Genomic DNA, 19,028 nt, shown 5'->3' with positions numbered 1-19,028 from the left:
AAAAGCAGGCTATTTCTCGCCTGCTTTTCTCCATTTTATACTACAAAATAGTATGCTTTTAATGGTCCATGTACACCAACAACAAGATTCATCTCAATATCAGCTGAGTTACTTGGACCTGTAATAAAGTTAATACAAGATGCTACCGCTTCTCCCTTTTCAACACGTGCATTCATATCACGAACTGCTTGTGTAATACGAGGTACAATTGTTTCACGCGGAATAATCGAAAAGTATACAGTTGGTAAGAAATGCAAAGAACGACCTTGTCCTTTACGACTTTGGACAACGATAGTACCCGATTCTGCTAATGTATAATCACTGAATGCAATTCCAATGTTTGCTTTTTCAGCGAAACGAATATTTTCGTCCTTTTCTTCAGGATCCCAAATATTCACCTCAACATTTTGGCTTGGAAGCTCTTCTCTAAAGAAAGATGTTAAACCATACTTTTCAAAACGTTCATCATCAGATACTAAAATAGGTCCTCCACCATTTTCAGCAATCATTTGTTGAATCGCGTCTTTTAACTCATCTTTTGTTGTTTCAATTACAGTTGTATGAATGTTTTCACATTGTTTTTTAAATACTTCTAATAATTCTTCCTCTGAACAATCTTTTAATGTTTCGAGATTCACATTGTTTTTCCATACTGGGCGCTGCACTCCTTCTGTCTTGCGTGCACGTCCAAGTTCTTTTGCAATGTTATCTAAAAAAGAATCACGATTTTGAATTGTTCCTGCCATCACTTGTCCCCGCCTTTCTTATGCTCTTTATACCAATCGCGGAATCTTTCTTTACTTGGAGCTGGGAACTCACGAATTTCTGTCCAATTTTTCAGTGGCCCTACTCCTTTTGTAACACGATTACCGGATGTAAATGGGCTTAGTGCAACTGGTGCCATTTTTGATCCTATTTTGTATAAAGCGGCTGAAGAAGCACCCATACTAAACATCTTCATTGCTAATTTTTCTGCAAATGGGGCACGTCCTTCTTTCTCAACAATAACTTGACGATGTTTCAACAGTAAATCATGCAATGGAATTTTTACTGGACATGCTTCTGTACAAGCTCCGCACAGACTAGATGCATATGGAAGTTCTTTATAATCGTCATATCCACCTAAAAGTGGGGATAAAACAGCTCCAATTGGGCCTGGATAAATAGAACCGTAAGAATGTCCACCAACGTGACGATATACAGGGCACACATTAATACATGCTGCACAACGAATACATTGCAGTACTTGGCGGAATTCAGATCCTAAAATTTCAGAACGTCCATTATCTACAATTACTAAATGGAATTCTTCAGGTCCATCTATTTCTTCTTCTTGAATTGGACCAGCTACTGTTACATAACTCGTTAGTTTTTGTCCTACTGCACTGCGGCATAGTAAACCAACTAAAACATCGAGCTCTTCCATAGTTGGAACCATACGCTCCATACCCATTACCGCAATTTGTGTTTTCGGAATAGACATAACAAGGTCTGCGTTCCCCTCATTTGTTACTAGGCAGAGAGAACCTGTATTTGCAACCGCAAAGTTACAACCTGTTATCCCAATTTCAGCATCCATAAATTTTTTACGAAGATGCTTACGAACAAATTTTGTCATTTCATATGGATCATCAGAGTTTTCATATCCTAATTTTTCTTTAAAAACATCACGAATTTGTGTTTTATTTTTATGAAGTGCTGGTGCAACAATGTGAGATGGTGGATCATTGTCCACTTGTAAAATATATTCTCCTAGGTCACTCTCAACAACTTCGCAACCGATTTCTTCAAGCGCGTGGTTCATGCTAATTTCTTCGGTTACCATTGATTTTGATTTCACAACCTTTTTTGCATTTTTCTTTTTCGCTACTTCTTGAATATAGTTAGCTGCTTCTTCTTTTGTTTTCGCAAAGAAAACATTTCCACCTCGTTTTGATACATTTTCACTCAGTTGCATCAAGTAATAATCAAGATTTTCTAAAGTATGTTGGCGAATTTGTTCACCAAGCTCACGCCACTCTTCCCAATTTCCTAATTCATCTGCTGCTTTTAGACGATTCGTATATAAACGCGTCTGCGCAGAAGTTACTGCACCGCGCATAAATGAATCTTGAATTCCATCACCAACGCGATCATTAAATTTTTTTTCACTGATTTTCATAGACATAGCTTATGTTCCCCCTTTATGAACGACTATTCAATACCTCAGCAATATGCATGACTCTTACTTTTTTTCCCAAACGATCGATACGTCCGCCAATGTTTAACAAGCACCCACAATCTGCACCAATTAAGTAATCTGCGCCTGTTTCCATCACGCTATCTACTTTCTCATCTACCATTTGCTCAGAAATTGGTGTCATCTTAACTGAGAACGTTCCGCCAAAACCACAACAATTTTGCACGTTAGGCAGTTCTTTTACAGTTAATCCCTTTACATTAGATAATAGAATTCCTGGTGCTTCTTTTACTCCAAGCATACGTGTCATATGACAAGATTTATGCACGGTTGCTGTTCCTTTTAAACTCGCTCCAACATCTGTAACTTTTAACACATCTACAATAAATTGTGTTAATTCATATGTTTTGTCTGCTACTTTTTGTGCACGTGCTGCCCACTTTGGATCGTCTTTAAAAACGTGTGGATACTCGTGAAACATTGTCGCACAAGATCCAGAAGGTGTAACAATATATTCTGCATCTTCGAAAGTTTCAATCATATGCTTCATCGCTTCTTTTGCTGATTCTACATGCCCGCTATTATAAGCTGGTTGCCCACAACAAACTTGCGCTTCCGGGAATTCGATTTCACAACCTAAACGCTCCAACACTTCGACTGTTGCTTTACCGACATTTGTTTCAAACATATCGACTAAACAAGTAACAAATAAAGTAACTTTCATAATTTAAATTCCCCCTCATTACAATCTAGCTCACAATCATATGGTCATCAGATGACCAAAAAGAAGAAGTAGGCTCAACCAACGCCCAAATCTCCTTTTCTAAAAACACGCTCAGTTAATCTTTCTCTAACAGTAAATGTTTGAATGACCAAATCACGAATTTATATCTTTTTACCTGTGACAATATGCTCTACATTCGTTAAATGATTTAGCATTGCTTGTTGTGCAGAGTCTATATCCTGCCCCAATACTGCCTCATAAATTGCTTGATGCTCTTCTAAAAGTCGTTCTGCTGTCGTTTGTTCACCATATAAAATAATGCGCCTTGACTCACCAATCGTTTCAGCAATCATTTCTGAAACATGATTCATAAGCTCAAGTAAAATCTTATTATGTGAAGCTTCTGCAATTGCCATATGAAAATGAAAATCTGCTTTTTCGCCAGCTTTTTCATCTCCAATACCTTTTTCCATCTCATCTAACCAATGCCTCATATTTTGCAAGTTATCTTCCGTGCGCTTTGCTGCTGCTGCTCGAACTGCCCCCACTTCAAGCACTTTTCGCACTTCTAATAAATTCAAAATGTCTTCCTTCTTCATTAATAACGTATGATTTAACGACTTTGTCAATGAAGAAGAATCAAAGTTCTTCACATATGTTCCTTCTCCTTGTTTCATTTCAATTAGGCCCATCGCTCTAAGCGCGCTTAACGCTTCACGAACCGCAGATCTGCCCACTTGAAACTGCTCCGCTAATTGATGTACAGGAAGAAGTTTGTCTCCAGGTTTTAATGTACCATTTTTAATCATTGTTAAAATGGCTTCAGATACCTCTTCGTAAATTTTTTTTGGTTTAATAGATTTGTATTCCAGTTAAATCACCTCAGTATCATCCAAACAACAATTAAAACGATTTATAAGAATTAAGCATCATACCTATTTTAGAACGAATTGGTATGAAGTACAAATATTTTGTTCATAAATTCGTCAATTTTTCACTATACAAGGAATAAAATTAATAATTCTTCTATTTATCTTCCTTTTCTCTGCATACTATATTATTTTCACCCTTCATTTCCATAAAAATCCTATCGTTCTACCATACGCCCCTCTCTGCGTTACTCCATTTGTAATTGGATCATAACAGTTGTTCCTTTTCCTTTTTCGCTCTCAATTTTCCATTTCCCATCATGAATGTGCACAATTTGTTTTACAATCGCAAGTCCGAGTCCAGTCCCACCATGCTGACGACTTCTTGCTTTATCAACTCGATAAAATCTTTCGCCAAGTTGTTCTACATGTTCTCGTTCAATTCCAATTCCTGTATCCATGATTTTCAACTGACAATCTTTCTCCAGCTTCTGTAGCTGCACTGTAATCTTTCCCTTTTCATTTGTATAGCGGATAGCATTATCCAATATGTTATGGAGCACCTGTTGCATTCGATCTTCATCAATCATTACAATAATATCCGGATCTAGTTCCATTGAAATTTCCACTTGTTTTTCGATACATTTCCATTCATACGTTTCCACCACATCTTCAATAAGCTGCGCAAAGACAATTGGCTGTTTTTGAAGTGGAAAATGCTCCCCTTCTAATTGAGCTAAATCTAATAAATCATGCACAAGTCGCTGCATCCGTCCTGCCTCTTTATGAATAAGTTGCATAAATTTCTCTTGTTTCCCCTTTGCCACACCATCTAAAATCGCTTCACTATATCCTTTAATATAGCTAAGAGGCGTCCGAAGTTCATGTGAAACATTCGCTAAAAATTCCTTTCGCTTTATATCTTCATTCTCCAATGAAGTAGCCATTTTATTAAATGCTCTTCCAAGGCGACCTATTTCATCCTCAGATGAAATGGTAATACGCTCTGAAAAGTCCCCCGTTGCCATATGGTTTGCAATCTGTTCCATTTGTGAAAGCGGCTTTGTAATCGCAATAATAATTTTCCGGCCAATCCATACAGTAAGTATTACTATAATAAGCGCTAACGGTGCTAAAATAATGCCCATATCAAATATTAAATCTTTAATACTTTTTAAAGGGATGTAAGAATATACAATTCCCACTAATTTCTTTTCTTCTAAAACAGGAATAACTACTCCCATAATATTCCGATTAAAGTGTTCCTCATATCCAACCTTTGTCACTGTTTTACCGTCTAATAATATTTGTCGATCCTGTTCACTAATAAGTGAATCATAATGCACATCAAAAGGTAAGCACGCACTTAAATCACGCGGGTTATTTACAAACAGTATATCTGCATGAGAGACTCTATCAAACATTCTTACCTTTTCCTCAAATGCGGAAATCCCTTCACGCTTATTGTATTGTGAAACAAGTTTTTTTCCTTCTACAATTAATGTGTCTTTAATATTTTGAACGTATAATTTTTCATACGAGTACAATGACACAAAGTAAAGAAAAGAAACTGTTATACATACTGCACATACAACTGTAAGCCATAGCTTCTGTACCATTGTAAACATATTACACCTCAAATTTATATCCTACACCCCAAACTGTTTGGATGCAGTTTCCGCTTTCTCCTAGTTTCAAACGCATTGTTTTCACATGTGTATCCACCGTTCTTGTACTTCCTGCATAGTCATATCCCCATACTTTCTCTAATAACTGCTCTCGGCTAAATACTTGGCCATGGTGCTGGCAAAGAAAATATAATAAATCAAATTCTTTTACTGTAAGGGAAATGATTTTTCCGTTCGTTTCAGCCTTCCTGCTTTTTTCATTCATACGTATTGGGCCAAATTCCAATTCTTCTTGTTGCTCTTGCTTTGTATATCGTCTGAGTACAGCTTCCATGCGTGCAATCAGCTCCCCGGGACTAAATGGCTTCACAACATAATCATCCGCACCATTTCGTAAACCATTTACTCGATTCCATTCTTCTCCCTTAGCCGTTAAAAAAATAATCGGAATATCTGATGTTTTCCTAATTTCTTTACAAACGGCAATTCCATCCATCTCTGGCATCATAATATCTAAAATAACAAAATCATAATGCGCCTCTTCTAATTTTAAAAGTGCCTCTTTTCCATTTTCCGCTTCATCCCATTCATAACCAAAGTTGTCTAAGTACATACCAACAAGTTGCCTCATATCACTCTCGTCATCAACAAGTAATACTTTATATTTGTTCATTTTTCTCTCTCCTCTCTCTCAGTCAAGTGAAATGGCCCTTTGCCAACTGCAACCGTTTGTTTTATCTTCATATCCTTTATATCAATGATATACACTTCGTCACTATCATAGCTGGCGACATATCCTTCTTCTTCCCCGCTCTTTAAGAAAGCAAATGGATTGGATCCTACTTCGGTTGCTCCTACCTCTCGATATGTTCCCGCATCAAACTTTCGAAGCATATTTGACCCATGACTTAAGACGTATACAAATTTTCCATCCCCAGAAATACTAATCGGCATAAATGGTGCATGTAACGAACGAAGCATTTCTCCATTACGTAGTGAATATACAAGTACTTTTTCATTCACTTGCTTTCCATCTCCATGTCCGCCGATCCATATTTCCTTCCCATCGCTACTCACCATAGCTCCTGTCGATGCTGGTGGTACTATAAAAGATTGTTTCACCTGCTTTTTCTCTAAATCGATTGTAGATAGCTCTGTATCATAAAAATTTAGTACATATAAATTTTTATGATGCTGCACCATTGTAAGGGGGCCTTTTGCTACAGGAACATTTCCTATCTCTTTACCATCCATCGTAAAAAATCGTATCTTTTGTTCATTTTGGTCCGCCAAAAACAATTGCTTACCATCATTTGCTACAATAATATTTGCAATTCCTTTTCCTGTCTTCCACTTCTTCATTTGCTTCCCCTCTGTTAACGAATAAATATATATATATTCTAATTGCTTTCCGTATACAAGCATATCCTCACCATTTGGAAGTATCGTAACACCAGTAATAGGTTCTTGCAGCTCCCATGATGCGATTACTTTTTTTAACTTTTTATCAATAAAGCTAATGCTGCCTTCTTTTATATTTGTTGTTATAACTACACTTTTATGTTTTGCAATCGGTGTATACGAATTTTCATTACACCCTGCTAACAGAAACAAAAAACATAGAAGAAACAAATATTTCTTCAAGAGATTCCCTCCATCTGTAGATAATTTCGTTATAATTGTAAAATAACAAATAATTGTGAGGAATGTGTGAAATCTTCCTATATGAATACAACGACAACATATATAATGTACAACAAATAAAAGTAGAGGTGTGCAAATTATGCTTTCTCCTGATTTAGCAAATAAAATTGTCCGTGAAGTGAGAAGACTCATTACAGGGAATATTATCATTATTGATATACAGGGGATCATCATTGCGAGTACAGATTTCGAGCGAATTGGACAGTTTCATGAAGGAGCCCTTCGGTGTGCAAAAGAAAAGAAAACTGTCATTATTACAAAAGAGGATGAACACCATTTACAAGGCGTAAAAGCTGGAATGAACCTCCCGCTCCTTTTTCACGATGAAGTCATCGGTGTGATTGGCATAACAGGTGACCCCAAAAACATTTCACCATACGGAGAAATATTACGAAAAATGACAGAGTTGCTTATCCATGAAAATTATTTTCTAGAACAGTTAGAACTGAAGCAGCGCTCCTATGAAGCATTCGTGTTTGATTGGCTTCAAAGTAAGGATTGGTCACCTAGTTTTTTAGATCGTGCCAAAACACTTGGAATCGATTTATACAAAAAGAAACAACTCGTTTTAATCTCCTTTAATCAGGAGGACGCAATGTTACAAAGAAAAATTTGGCAACATATTCGCAATTTATTAACAAAAGATGCATTATTTGTACGATGGGGAAATGACCGCTTTATTTTATTTACTACAATCGAATCTAAAAACAAATCCTTTCAATTTTTCAAACGATTAAAACAAGATTGTGAAGCTTTATTCCCGATTACAGTTTATATTGGAATCGGTCAAACTGTTATGCCTAGCGAGATGCATATATCTTATGAACAAGCATTGCGTGCCCTTTCTGTCGCCTTTGAAACAAAAGGAATTGTATTTCATGAAGACTTACGATTGGAAATGTGTTTACAAGATATTACCACCGAAACTCGGAAAGAATTTCTGAAACGTACAATCGCCCCTTTATTATCTGAAGGGGAACTGATGCAAACATTACGACTATTTCTTGAGCACAATCAGTCGTATAAACAAACAGCTAAAAGTTTACATATTCATATTAATACATTGCATTACAGGTTAAAAAGAGTCGAGGATCGTACAGGACTTAATCCAAAACAATTTAAAGATTTAATTGTTTTATACTTTGCCCTCCTCCTATTAGATAATCATACAAAAAAAGGTGAAAAAACGAACTAATCTTTAGTTGTTTATATATAGAAAGAAATTCCCTACTTTTTTATCATTATTAATGAAAACACTGTGACAGCGCTTTTATTCTTATTTTCTTTCAGAAGCATGTCAACAATCTCAAGGTTATTCACGGGAGAAAAACAATTTACTTGAAAGATGTTTGTACTCATAATGCGATTTGTTTCACAAAGGCAAATCATGAAATAAGTCCAACTCTCATGAATAGGATATTAAGTCAACAGTTTGAGGGGGATTTCTAATGCTAGAACAACATATTATTGATTCATTTGTATCTATTGTTGGTCAAGAGAATGTAGATACATCCAATATGGGTCGTTTAACGTATAGTTATGATGCGACGCCAAACTTTCAATCGATTCCTGATGCAGTCGTTGCACCACGTAATACAAATGAAGTATCCGAAGTGCTAAAGATATGCAACACGCATAAAGTGCCTGTATACGTTCGTGGTTCTGGTACAAATCTCTGTGCAGGAACATGTCCGCTTGAAGGTGGCGTTGTTTTGATTTTCCGTCATATGAATCAAATATTAGAAATAGATGAAGAAAACTTAACAGTTACTGTGCAACCTGGCGTTATTACCCTTGCTATTATGAATGCTGTAGAAGCGAAAGGACTCTTTTACCCACCGGACCCAAGCTCAATGAAAATTTCTACAATCGGCGGGAATATTAACGAAAATTCCGGTGGCTTACGCGGCTTAAAATATGGTGTAACAAGAGACTATGTAATCGGTCTTGAAATCGTTTTACCAAATGGTGATATCATCCGAACAGGTGGTAAATTAGCGAAGGATGTAGCGGGTTATGATTTAACTCGTTTATTCGTTGGTTCGGAAGGTACTCTCGGTGTTGTAACAGAGGCTATTTTAAAACTCGTTCCAATGCCTGAAACAAAGAAAACCATGCTCGCATTATATCAAGATATGAATGAAGCTGCTCAAGCCGTTTCTACGATTATTGCGAATAAAATCATTCCTGCAACACTTGAATTTTTAGATCAGCCGACAATTGAAGTCGTAGAAGAATTTGCCCAAATCGGTCTGCCTACCGATGTAAAAGCCATCCTTCTCATTGAACAAGATGGTGCAAGTGAAGTGGTGAATCGTGATATTGAAAAAATGGCTGAAATTTGCCGCGAGATGCATGCGGTTGATGTGCGTATTGCAAAAGATGAGCAAGAAGCAGATGCACTGCGTACCGCACGTCGTAGCGCCCTTTCTGCCTTAGCAAGATTAAAGCCGACAACAATATTAGAAGATGCAACTGTTCCTCGCTCACAAATTGCGCCAATGGTGGAAGCAATTAATGCAATCGCTAAAAAATACGACATTTCAATTTGTACATTTGGTCATGCTGGTGATGGAAACTTACACCCAACTTGTATGACAGATGCTCGCAATAAAGAAGAAATGCACCGTGCTGAACAAGCCTTTGCTGAAATTTTTGAAACAGCTATTAAACTCGGCGGCACCATTACAGGTGAACATGGAGTAGGTGCTATGAAAGCTCCTTATTTAGAATTAAAATTAGGCAAAGAGGGCATCGCGGCTATGAAAGGAATTAAGCAAGCTTTCGATCCAAACAATATTATGAATCCAGGAAAAATGTTCGCCAAAGATTCTCGTAAAAGAGTGGTGGTCGAACAATGACAACATTGAACAAAGAACAAATTCAAAAAGAGTTTAAAGAGCGCTTAAATGAAGATGAATTATTAAACTGTATGCGTTGCGGATTTTGCTTACCAACTTGTCCTACTTATATTCAATCTGGTTATAAGGAGTCTCACTCACCTCGCGGGCGTATCGCTTTAATGAAAGCGGTTGTTGATGGTTTAATAGAACCTGATGAAGATGTGGAAAATACATTAAATGTTTGCCTTGGTTGCCGCGCGTGTGAACCTGTTTGTCCATCAGGTGTAAACTACGGCCATCTATTAGAAGAAGCACGAGATATTATTAATCAAAATAAAAAGTTCTCTATGCCTGTGAAAGCTGTTCGTAAAATGGTATTTGAGGGACTATTTCCCCATCAAAATCGCATGCGCACATTAACAGGAATCATTGGATTTTACCAACGCTCTGGTTTACAAACATTGACACATAAAACAGGGATTATGAAGCTATTTCCTGAAACACTTGCAACGATGGATCTTGTCTTACCAAAAGTACCAAAAATGAAAAAAATGAAAAACCGTCCAGAATTTTTACCTGCTCAAGCGACAAAGAAAAAACGTGTTGCTTTCTTTACAGGATGCTTAATGGATACCATGTTCTTAGAAACAAATAATGCAACGATGAAACTTCTTCAACTTGCTGGTTGTGATGTTGTGATTCCGAAAAATCAAAATTGCTGCGGTGCGCTCCATGGTCATGCTGGTGAAAAGAGGGGAGCAAAAGAACTTGCGAAACGAAATATCAAAGCTTTTGAGGATTTGAATATTGATTATATTATTACAAATGCTGGTGGTTGCGGAGCATATCTTGTAGATTATGATCACTTGTTAAAAGATGATTCGAAGTGGGCTGAACGGGCAAAACAGTTTGTTGCGAAAATAAAAGATATTACAGCCATTTTAGTTGAGTTAGATTTCCATAAACGAACTGATTTACGCCTACCACCGCAAATTATTACGTATCAAGATTCTTGTCATTTGCGCAACGTAATGCATACATCCTCAGAGCCACGTATGCTCCTACAAGCAATTCAAGGCATAACATATCGAGAAATGAAAGATGCTGATCGTTGCTGTGGTTCAGCTGGAATTTATAATATTGTTCATTCTGAACTATCGATGGAATTTTTAAATTACAAGATGGAACGTGTCCACGAAACAAATGCAACTACAATCGTTACTGCTAATCCAGGTTGTTTATTACAAATGAAACTTGGTATTGAACGTGAACATCTCTCTCATAAAATGCGAGGAGTTCATATTGTAGATCTACTATTAGAGGCAATTGAGTATAACTCATAATAATAAGAAAACGGCTATCCCTTTCTTCTATGTAAAGAGATAGCCGCTGTTTTTATCCGCTACAAGATTAAAAATATGTTACTGTCCGATAAAAAAGAACAACAAAAACGTTACAGTTTTGTTAAATAATATCCATTATATTCCTTCCAAAACTTTGAAACTCTTCGCTATGTGAGGTTTCTTATAATGAAACTACGGTAAATTATACCAAAATTTCATCTTTATTAGTAAAGATAAAATTGCTAATCATTCCTCTTATAATCTAGTGTTCTCCTATTTTTATTCTCCTCCTACTCTAGGATAAAACAGGAAATTTTACAGTCTATGAATTTTTTTCCATCTTTTTTGCGACCTTTTCTGTGTTACCATAAATTTGTCAGTCAGACAGGCTGTCAAAAATGAATCTGTTGAAAACAGTACAATACTTTTCCATAGGAGGACACATCTTTATGAAAAAACGTGTTTTATTATCTGTAGCAGCTGCAACTGCATTAACGCTAGGAGTAACATCTTTAGACGCACAAGCTGCAACTGTACAACCAGCTAAAATTAAGATTCAAAACATTCATAATTCTAAAGTTATGATGAAATATATGAATCAACAAGAATTACAAGCATACTTACAATCTATCGGAATCCAATCTTTAGCAGAGTGGAATCAAGTAGCATTCCAACAAAACTGCTTCATTTCTAATAAGCAACCCGTACCTATAACTCCAGAAATACAAAAACCTACTGTAAACAACGAAACAGCTAAACCTGAAGCACAAAAACCTACTGTAAACAACGAAACAGCTAAACCTGAAGCACAAAAACCTGCTGTAAACAACGAAACAGCTAAACCTGAAGCACAAAAACCTGCTGTAAACAACGAAACAGTTAAACCTGAAACACAAAAACCTGCTGAAGAAAAAAAAGGTTCTTTAAGCGAATTTGAACAACGTGTTGTTAAATTAACAAATGCTGAACGTGCAAAACACGGTTTATCAGCGTTACAAGTTGATAACGAATTAAGCAAAGTAGCACGTGCAAAATCTGAAGATATGCAAAAAAATAACTACTTTGATCACAATAGCCCAACATACGGTTCTCCATTTGACATGATGAAACGATTTGGTATCTCTTACAAATCTGCAGGTGAAAATATCGCACAAGGTCAACGTACACCAGAAGAAGTTGTACAAGCTTGGATGAATAGCGAAGGTCACCGCGCAAACATCTTAAATAGCAGCTTTACTCACATCGGTGTGGGTCATGTAGAAAACGGTAACTACTGGACACAACAATTCATTACAAAATAAAATAAGAAACATAAAAAGAGTCTTCTAAGCGAAAGGCTCTTTTTATGTTTCATAGTTTGCTAACAAATAGGAATATAGAATACCGAATAGAAAAAAAATGGCTCCACAGCAAATGATACTAATTAATACATACATCCCCCATTCTAACCTTAACAACAAGGAACATAAACTCATGTAAGCCATGCTGCAGAAAACACGTTGCCCCAATAGACATATTTTTTGCAAAGGAACCGGCTCTTTTTCTTTCCCCATCTTTTTAAAGCTTTTACTAGTCATAAAAAGAAATACACTAATTCCAATTGTCAAACCGATTTGAAATGGCACCATCATCCCTAAAGCAATGAAAAGAACGAGCATATGAATAAACAATAGGAATACTGTGATATTTGTTTTAAATTCTATTATAATTGTTTGATTCCCGCGATCCATTTTAGGTATATATTTCGAAATGATATACAGCAAACTATGAAAAGCAATAATAAAACAAGGAATCAAAAATACGACGATTTGTTTTCTGGCAAATTCATTTGGCTCATTGTCCTGATTCCAATGCACCGCGATAGAGTACGGTAAATACGGATAGAGAAATAAAGTAAATAAAAGGCAAGTCAAAAATATCCACAACATATATTTATCCCTTACCAATTGATCCTCCCCTCTCTTTCCTATTTACGGCTTCTCTTTTCACAACAAAATTCCTGCAAAAAATATTTTTCTCAAATTTCTACCAAATCATTTACATGTTGGATTTTCGAAAACTTTGCATAAGCGTATCTATTTTTTCAGGAGCTGGAATGTCTACTATAATCTCCTCTCTTGTAATGGGATGTAAAAAAGCAATTTGCATGGCGTGTAATGCTTGCCGAGACATATATGTTACATTTCCACCATATAGTACATCGCCAAGGAGCGGATGGCCATTGTAACTCATATGAACGCGAATTTGATGCGTTCTTCCCGTTTCCAATTGTACTGTGACAAGTGTCGTATCTTGCCTTTTAAAATACTCTTCTACTGTATAATGCGTTACGGCACGATCTCCTTTTGGAGACACGCGGCGCCTTGTTGCATGATGACGATCGCGGCCAATTGCTGCATCGATTGTTCCTTTTCGTTTCTTCATTTTCCCTTCAACAAGCGCCATATACGTTCTTTTAATGTTCCGCTCCATCAATAACTGATCCATAATGGCGCCAGCTAGTCTATGTTTCGCAAATACAACACCACCCGTTGTATCTTTATCTAAGCGATGAATATGGCGCACTTTCGTTTCTAAACCTTGCATTTGAAAATGAAAAGCAATTAAATTTGCAAGCGTTCCCGTCCCATTTTTTTCAGATGGATGTGTATCCATTTGTTCAGGTTTATTTACAATTAAGACGTGATCATCTTCAAATACAACATCTAATTCCCCAAATTCTGGTATAACACCATATTCTTCTGGAATAAACATATGTACTTGCAGTTTATCTCCTTCTTTTAAAAGCTCGCTCCAACGCTTCTGTTCATTATTTACAATAACACTTTTTCCCATTCGAAGTTGATGTAATATCTTTTTAGGCACGCACCATATTTCTCTTAATAAAAATTCGATAGAAATGCCGTTCCATTTAGATGGAACTGTTATTTCACACCATTCTCCTTTTTTGTTCGTCTTCATAGTTCTCTCCTTATTTCTATTGATTCTTCTATTGTATCGGAAATTCTTCTATGATGCACGATGCATAAGAAGGCAGCCTATTAAATAGACCGCCTTCTTATGCAAGAAGTCTTCTCATCTCTTGCAATACTTCTTCTGCTTTTTGCTCATATGATAAGTCCTTAAAGAAATCTGCTAGCCGTTTATAGTCATTATATGCATCTAACAAATCATCCATTGTCGCCACCTTCATAGTTTTCGATCTTTCCTTCAGTTTCACAGGATATCGATAGCCAGAGACCTCATGAATTTTATAGTATTCATCATCTACTTGAATCACTTTCACTAACTCATCTTCTTCTGCATCTAGCGTATATCCATCAAACTCCCGTAACAATTCGTAAATAATATGAGTCCATTCATCCTTTGGATAAAATCCTTTTTCTAATCTATAACCGACAATGCGATACATATGTCCATCATTTTCTGCAAACTGTACAGTATCATTTAATTTAAATTTAAAATAGCGAAACATTGTCTTCACCTACTTATCTATATTGTCCTTATCACATACTATTTGCAAAAAAAGGGGCATGCTATTCATAAACAAAAAGTTTCATTTCACATAAATAAAAAAACACTTATCAAAAAGATAAGTGCTTTCCTATGCTTTTTCTTTTTTCTTTCGAAATGGTAGCCACCAATTCCAATCTCCAAACAGTTTCATTAAACTTGGAACAAGCATAAGTCGAATAACTGTCGCATCGATGAAAATTGCAAGTGCTACTCCAAGGCCCATCTGTTTAACTGGCAGAATATCGGTGAAAGCAAATGCCCCTGTCACTACAATCATAATTAAGGCTGCCGATGTAATGATGCGACTTGTTGATATAAGCCCTTCTAACGTTGCTACATCATTATCTCCTGTCTCCTCGTATAGCTCATGAATACGAGAAATAAGAAATACCTCATAATCCATACTTAAACCAAATACAAGACCAAAAATAAAAATAGGTAGTACAAATAGTACGGAACTTTCATCCAATCCAAAGTGTCCACCTTCAAATAACCAAACAACAAGACCAATTGTTGCGCTGAGACTTAATATATTCATGGCAATTGCCTTTATTGGAATGAGTATTGATCTAAAAGCAAATAATAAAATTAAAAATGTAGATCCAAATATAACAGACATCCCAATTACAACTTTATCTTTTATTGCATCCTCTAATTCTTGTTGAAACGTTGTCATTCCACCTACATAATAGGTTAAATGATCGGCTTTATAATTTGTTTTAAAATCTCTCACCCATTGTTTTGCTGCTTCTGTCTTCGGCTTTGTATGTAAGAAAATTTGCAAAGTTGTTCGATTCTCTTTCGTGTAAATATCAAATATCGGAGCGATTTTGGCTCCCTCAGGCGTTTGTAATAACGCAGCAACTTGTTTTGCAGTCATTCCATGTAGCTCATCGTAAAGACTCTCCACTTTGTATACGTGCTTATCTTTTTGTAACTTTTGTACAATAGATTCTAGTTGCTGCAAGCTTTCTTGCTGTGTTATCTTTTCCTTTGTCTCTATTACTACCGTAACATCCGCATGAGTTTTCATCATGTTACGGAATGTCTCTTCATACTTTTCATAAGCAATCCTTGTCTCACTTTTTTCCGGCAATGCTTCTACACCTGGAAATTGAAGATTCGCTGTGCGAAGAGGTAAGAGACAGATGATAATAAACGTTGTTACGATTATGATCATCATAATTGGATGACTCATAACAAACTGCGCAAATTTCCTCCACACTCGTGAAATACGCGGCGGTGTTCGCTTCTTATTAAGAAACCGTTTTCCCATTAATGATAAGAGTGCTGGCAGAAGCGTAAGTGAAAAAATAATACTCATAATAACAACAATCATTCCGCTGATTGCAACTGATTGAATGTAGTCTATTTCAAAGAAAAATAAACCTGATAGTCCAACGAATACGCACAATCCCGAAAATACAATCGCTCGTCCTGCTGTTTGATATGTAACTAAAATTGCCTCTCGAACGGGGCGATATGCCAACTCCTCCCGAAAACGATTGACAAATAAAAGTGCAAAATCAATGGATAAGGCAAGGCCAATCATCGGCGCAACATTTAAAACAAAAATTGATAACTCTTTATCTATACCGATAAAATATAAAATCCCCATCGTACTAATTACACTCAGTACCCCATTTACAATAGGTAAGATGGACGCAAGCAAGCTACCAAACGAAAAAAGTAACACGAGAAAGGCAATTGGCAAGCCAATCATTTCAGCTACTTTCAAATCGTTCTGCGTTCGCTCATTGATTTCTTGATTAATTTTCGGAAAACCGGTTGGAGTTACTTTCAAGATACGATTGCTTTCTTTTTTTATTTCTTCGGCAAACTGTAATGTTTTTTCATTTCGTTCTTTACTAGTTTTCCCAGAAAATAAAATTGTCGCATAAGCTAGATCATTTTGTAACATACTCTTATTTTCTAACGGATGATGAAACGACTCATACGTTTCTTTCGTCTGAATTTTTGCTACGATTTCTGCAATTTTTTTTTGAAAAGCGTCGTTTGAAATCCCTTTATTTTTTTGAAACACAAGCAGCAGTGTGTCTTGTGATTGTTTAAAATCTTTGTCCAAAATAGCTTTTGTCTTTTGATAGTCTCCTTTTGTTTGAAAGCCATCACCGCCCAATACTTCTGGAAGTTTTGGCGCAAAAATACCTAGTATGATAGCTAGCATACATAATATAGCTATTACAGTATAGCGGAACTGAAAAAGAAAAGCTCCCATTTTCCCCCATGTATCTACTTGATCTCTTTTTATTTTCATCACCTTCACCTACTTTATCCCGCTATTTTAGAGCCGAACAACCCGATCAGTAAGGACATGAAGCCCACCGATTAGAGTTTTACTTTATTCCATCCAGACATGTATCTCCATTTTAACACATTCCTATTTCCTAAAAAAACATCTAGAAAAACCGTTTTCTAGATGTTTTATCGCTCTTGATTCACTTGAAATCTCTCTGAAATGAGACGATGAAAATAAATGGTAACAATTAACAGAATACCCCCTACTGCGTACCCTGCTAAAACATCAGTTGGATAATGAACAAATAAGATAATCCTGCTTAGTCCAATCCATATAATAAATAGTGCCGCAATGATTATGCTTATATATTTGCTCATTGTATTGTGCAAGTTTGCTGCGATAATATAAGCAAGAAATCCATACGTCATAATGGACAACATCGCATGTCCACTTGGAAAACTATATCCAAGTGCATCAAACGCTTCATTCAAACTTGGACGATCCCTTTTCACAATTTCCTTTATGCCTTTGTTCACAAGATGCGTTGTTAATATAGCAAACGGATATAGGAACATTGCAACATAATAACGCTTCTTCCAAAAAATAAGCAAGCTAAAAATAAGTACGCTCGTAATCCCAATTGCAGACCCCATTTTTGTAAAGTATGAAAAAAATACAAGCAAACGATCTGTTTGTAATCCCTTTACGAGCTCTTGTACATATGTATCCATCATTGTTACGCCATTAGCTTGTACTCTCCAAGCAACGATGCCAAATATGATACAAAATAATACCATACATAGTAATTCATATTGATGCAATTTTTTCTTCAAACTTTCTCCTCCTACTTATGAAAAAATGCGATTTCTATATAGAAACCGCATTTTTATTCTTTATTTTCCTTTTGTTTTTAACTCTGTCCAGTAACGATCATACTCTTTTAATTTATCATCTACATCAACAAGCCATTCTGTACGATTTAACTCATCTTGTGACAAGAAAATCATTTTGTTATCGCGGTATTCTTTACTATGAAGTGGCCAAGCTTTTTCGTTTGGATTACTATATCCAATGGATTCATAGTTTTTCACACTTACTTTTTCATCCATTAAATAGTTCATAAACTTCTCAGCAAGTTCTTTATGTTTCGCACCTTTTGGAATTGCTAATGTATCCGCCCAAATTGTACCGCCTTCTTTTGGAACGACATACCCTACATCTTTATTATCTTTTGCAATAAACGCTGCATCTCCAGACCATACTGTTCCAATCCATGTATCTTCTGTAATGAATTTTTGCTTAATGTTATCTGTGTCAAATGCAAGTAGGTTTGGAAGTAACTTCTGTAAGTCCGTTGCCGCTGTTTTTAATTGGGCATCATCTTTTGTACTATTGGAAAACCCATTTTTCTTAAGCGCCATACCTAATACTTCACGAGAATCATTTAATAAAGTAACGCGTCCTTTATACTTCTCATTCCATAAATCATTCCAGCTTGTTGGCGTTTCTTTTACATACTTTTTATTGTAAGCAATTCCTGTTACACCCCAAGTGTATACAAGAGAGTATTTATTCTCCGGATCAAATGCTGGCGTTTTAAAGTTAGAAACAAGATTTTCTACATTCGGAATGTTTTTCTTATTTAATGGCTCTAATAAATCCATTTCCGCCATTGTTTTCACCATGTAATCAGATGGCTGAATTAAATCATATTTCGCACCACCAGCTTGTAACTTCGCAAACATTTCTTCGTTACTTGCATACTTGTCATAGTTAATCTTGACATTGTATTTTTTCTCAAAATCCCTTAATACTTGCTCATCAAAGTTATCCGCCCAGCTATAAATGTTAAGCTCTTCTTTTTTTTCACCGCCGCATCCTGCAAGTACACCTGCTACAAGGCTAAAACTAATGGCTGCGCCGGCTATCGTCTTCATTAATTTCATCGATTCACGACCTCCT

The 19,028-nt window shown here is 36.2% G+C and carries 16 protein-coding genes and 1 pseudogene; 4 read left to right on the top strand and 13 right to left on the bottom strand.

Annotated elements, in window-relative coordinates:
• Window positions 1-35: 35 nt before the first annotated feature.
• From MR056_RS03825 to MR056_RS03795, 7 genes and pseudogenes are all read right to left on the bottom strand, one after another.
• Window positions 36-746 carry a LutC/YkgG family protein gene (locus MR056_RS03825; protein WP_011984105.1) on the bottom strand — a complete coding sequence of 237 codons (711 nt, stop codon included), beginning with the start codon at window positions 744-746 and terminating at the stop codon, window positions 36-38.
• A complete protein-coding gene (locus MR056_RS03820; protein WP_048722383.1) occupies window positions 746-2,167 on the bottom strand; it encodes a LutB/LldF family L-lactate oxidation iron-sulfur protein in 1,422 nt (473 codons plus the stop codon). Before MR056_RS03820 ends, MR056_RS03825 begins: the two co-directional genes overlap by 1 nt.
• 16 nt (window positions 2,168-2,183) lie before the next feature.
• Window positions 2,184-2,903 carry a (Fe-S)-binding protein gene (locus MR056_RS03815; protein WP_048722381.1) on the bottom strand — a complete coding sequence of 240 codons (720 nt, stop codon included), beginning with the start codon at window positions 2,901-2,903 and terminating at the stop codon, window positions 2,184-2,186.
• Between the two features lie 153 nt (window positions 2,904-3,056).
• Window positions 3,057-3,712: pseudogene (locus MR056_RS03810) on the bottom strand (FadR/GntR family transcriptional regulator).
• Window positions 3,713-4,020: 308 nt separating this feature from the next.
• Window positions 4,021-5,400 (bottom strand): sensor histidine kinase, encoded by a 1,380-nt coding sequence (locus tag MR056_RS03805; RefSeq protein ID WP_048722378.1) that lies wholly within the window; start codon window positions 5,398-5,400, stop codon window positions 4,021-4,023.
• 1 nt (window position 5,401) lies between these two features.
• A complete protein-coding gene (locus tag MR056_RS03800) occupies window positions 5,402-6,073 on the bottom strand; it encodes a response regulator transcription factor (protein ID WP_048722375.1) in 672 nt (223 codons plus the stop codon).
• Window positions 6,070-7,044 (bottom strand): YncE family protein, encoded by a 975-nt coding sequence (locus MR056_RS03795; protein WP_011984099.1) that lies wholly within the window; start codon window positions 7,042-7,044, stop codon window positions 6,070-6,072. Before MR056_RS03795 ends, MR056_RS03800 begins: the two co-directional genes overlap by 4 nt.
• Before the next feature lie 139 nt (window positions 7,045-7,183).
• Here MR056_RS03795 and MR056_RS03790 point away from each other — a divergent pair, with 139 nt between their 5' ends.
• From MR056_RS03790 to MR056_RS03775, 4 genes are all read left to right on the top strand, one after another.
• Window positions 7,184-8,299 carry a CdaR family transcriptional regulator gene (locus MR056_RS03790; RefSeq protein WP_048722372.1) on the top strand — a complete coding sequence of 372 codons (1,116 nt, stop codon included), beginning with the start codon at window positions 7,184-7,186 and terminating at the stop codon, window positions 8,297-8,299.
• 253 nt (window positions 8,300-8,552) lie between these two features.
• Window positions 8,553-9,965, top strand: a complete 1,413-nt coding sequence (glcD, locus tag MR056_RS03785; protein WP_011984097.1) for a glycolate oxidase subunit GlcD — start codon at window positions 8,553-8,555, stop codon at window positions 9,963-9,965.
• On the top strand, window positions 9,962-11,290 hold the full coding sequence (locus MR056_RS03780) for a (Fe-S)-binding protein (RefSeq protein WP_011984096.1): 1,329 nt from the start codon (window positions 9,962-9,964) through the stop codon (window positions 11,288-11,290). Before glcD ends, MR056_RS03780 begins: the two co-directional genes overlap by 4 nt.
• A gap of 449 nt (window positions 11,291-11,739) precedes the next feature.
• On the top strand, window positions 11,740-12,591 hold the full coding sequence (locus MR056_RS03775; RefSeq protein ID WP_011984095.1) for a CAP domain-containing protein: 852 nt from the start codon (window positions 11,740-11,742) through the stop codon (window positions 12,589-12,591).
• A 42-nt stretch (window positions 12,592-12,633) separates the two neighbouring features.
• Here MR056_RS03775 and MR056_RS03770 read toward each other — a convergent pair whose 3' ends face one another.
• The 6 genes from MR056_RS03770 to MR056_RS03745 form a co-directional block, all read right to left on the bottom strand.
• Window positions 12,634-13,236 carry a DUF1648 domain-containing protein gene (locus tag MR056_RS03770; RefSeq protein WP_041809546.1) on the bottom strand — a complete coding sequence of 201 codons (603 nt, stop codon included), beginning with the start codon at window positions 13,234-13,236 and terminating at the stop codon, window positions 12,634-12,636.
• A 91-nt stretch (window positions 13,237-13,327) separates the two neighbouring features.
• Window positions 13,328-14,251: an RluA family pseudouridine synthase gene (locus MR056_RS03765; RefSeq protein ID WP_087098070.1), complete on the bottom strand. Its 924-nt coding sequence runs from the start codon at window positions 14,249-14,251 to the stop codon at window positions 13,328-13,330.
• Window positions 14,252-14,348: 97 nt separating this feature from the next.
• Window positions 14,349-14,765, bottom strand: coding sequence for a hypothetical protein (locus MR056_RS03760; protein WP_011984092.1), 417 nt, complete (start codon window positions 14,763-14,765; stop codon window positions 14,349-14,351).
• 129 nt (window positions 14,766-14,894) lie between these two features.
• Window positions 14,895-17,084: an MMPL family transporter gene (locus tag MR056_RS03755; protein WP_087098068.1), complete on the bottom strand. Its 2,190-nt coding sequence runs from the start codon at window positions 17,082-17,084 to the stop codon at window positions 14,895-14,897.
• Between the two features lie 167 nt (window positions 17,085-17,251).
• Window positions 17,252-17,899: a phosphatase PAP2 family protein gene (locus MR056_RS03750; protein ID WP_011984090.1), complete on the bottom strand. Its 648-nt coding sequence runs from the start codon at window positions 17,897-17,899 to the stop codon at window positions 17,252-17,254.
• A 60-nt stretch (window positions 17,900-17,959) separates the two neighbouring features.
• Window positions 17,960-19,012 (bottom strand): polyamine ABC transporter substrate-binding protein, encoded by a 1,053-nt coding sequence (locus MR056_RS03745; protein ID WP_011984089.1) that lies wholly within the window; start codon window positions 19,010-19,012, stop codon window positions 17,960-17,962.
• Window positions 19,013-19,028 lie beyond the last annotated feature (16 nt).

Origin of the sequence: Bacillus cereus group sp. BfR-BA-01360, assembly GCF_022663595.1 — a bacterium.
In the GTDB taxonomy this organism is placed as follows: domain Bacteria; phylum Bacillota; class Bacilli; order Bacillales; family Bacillaceae_G; genus Bacillus_A; species Bacillus_A cytotoxicus.
This window is presented reverse-complemented; position numbering and strand designations above follow the sequence as displayed.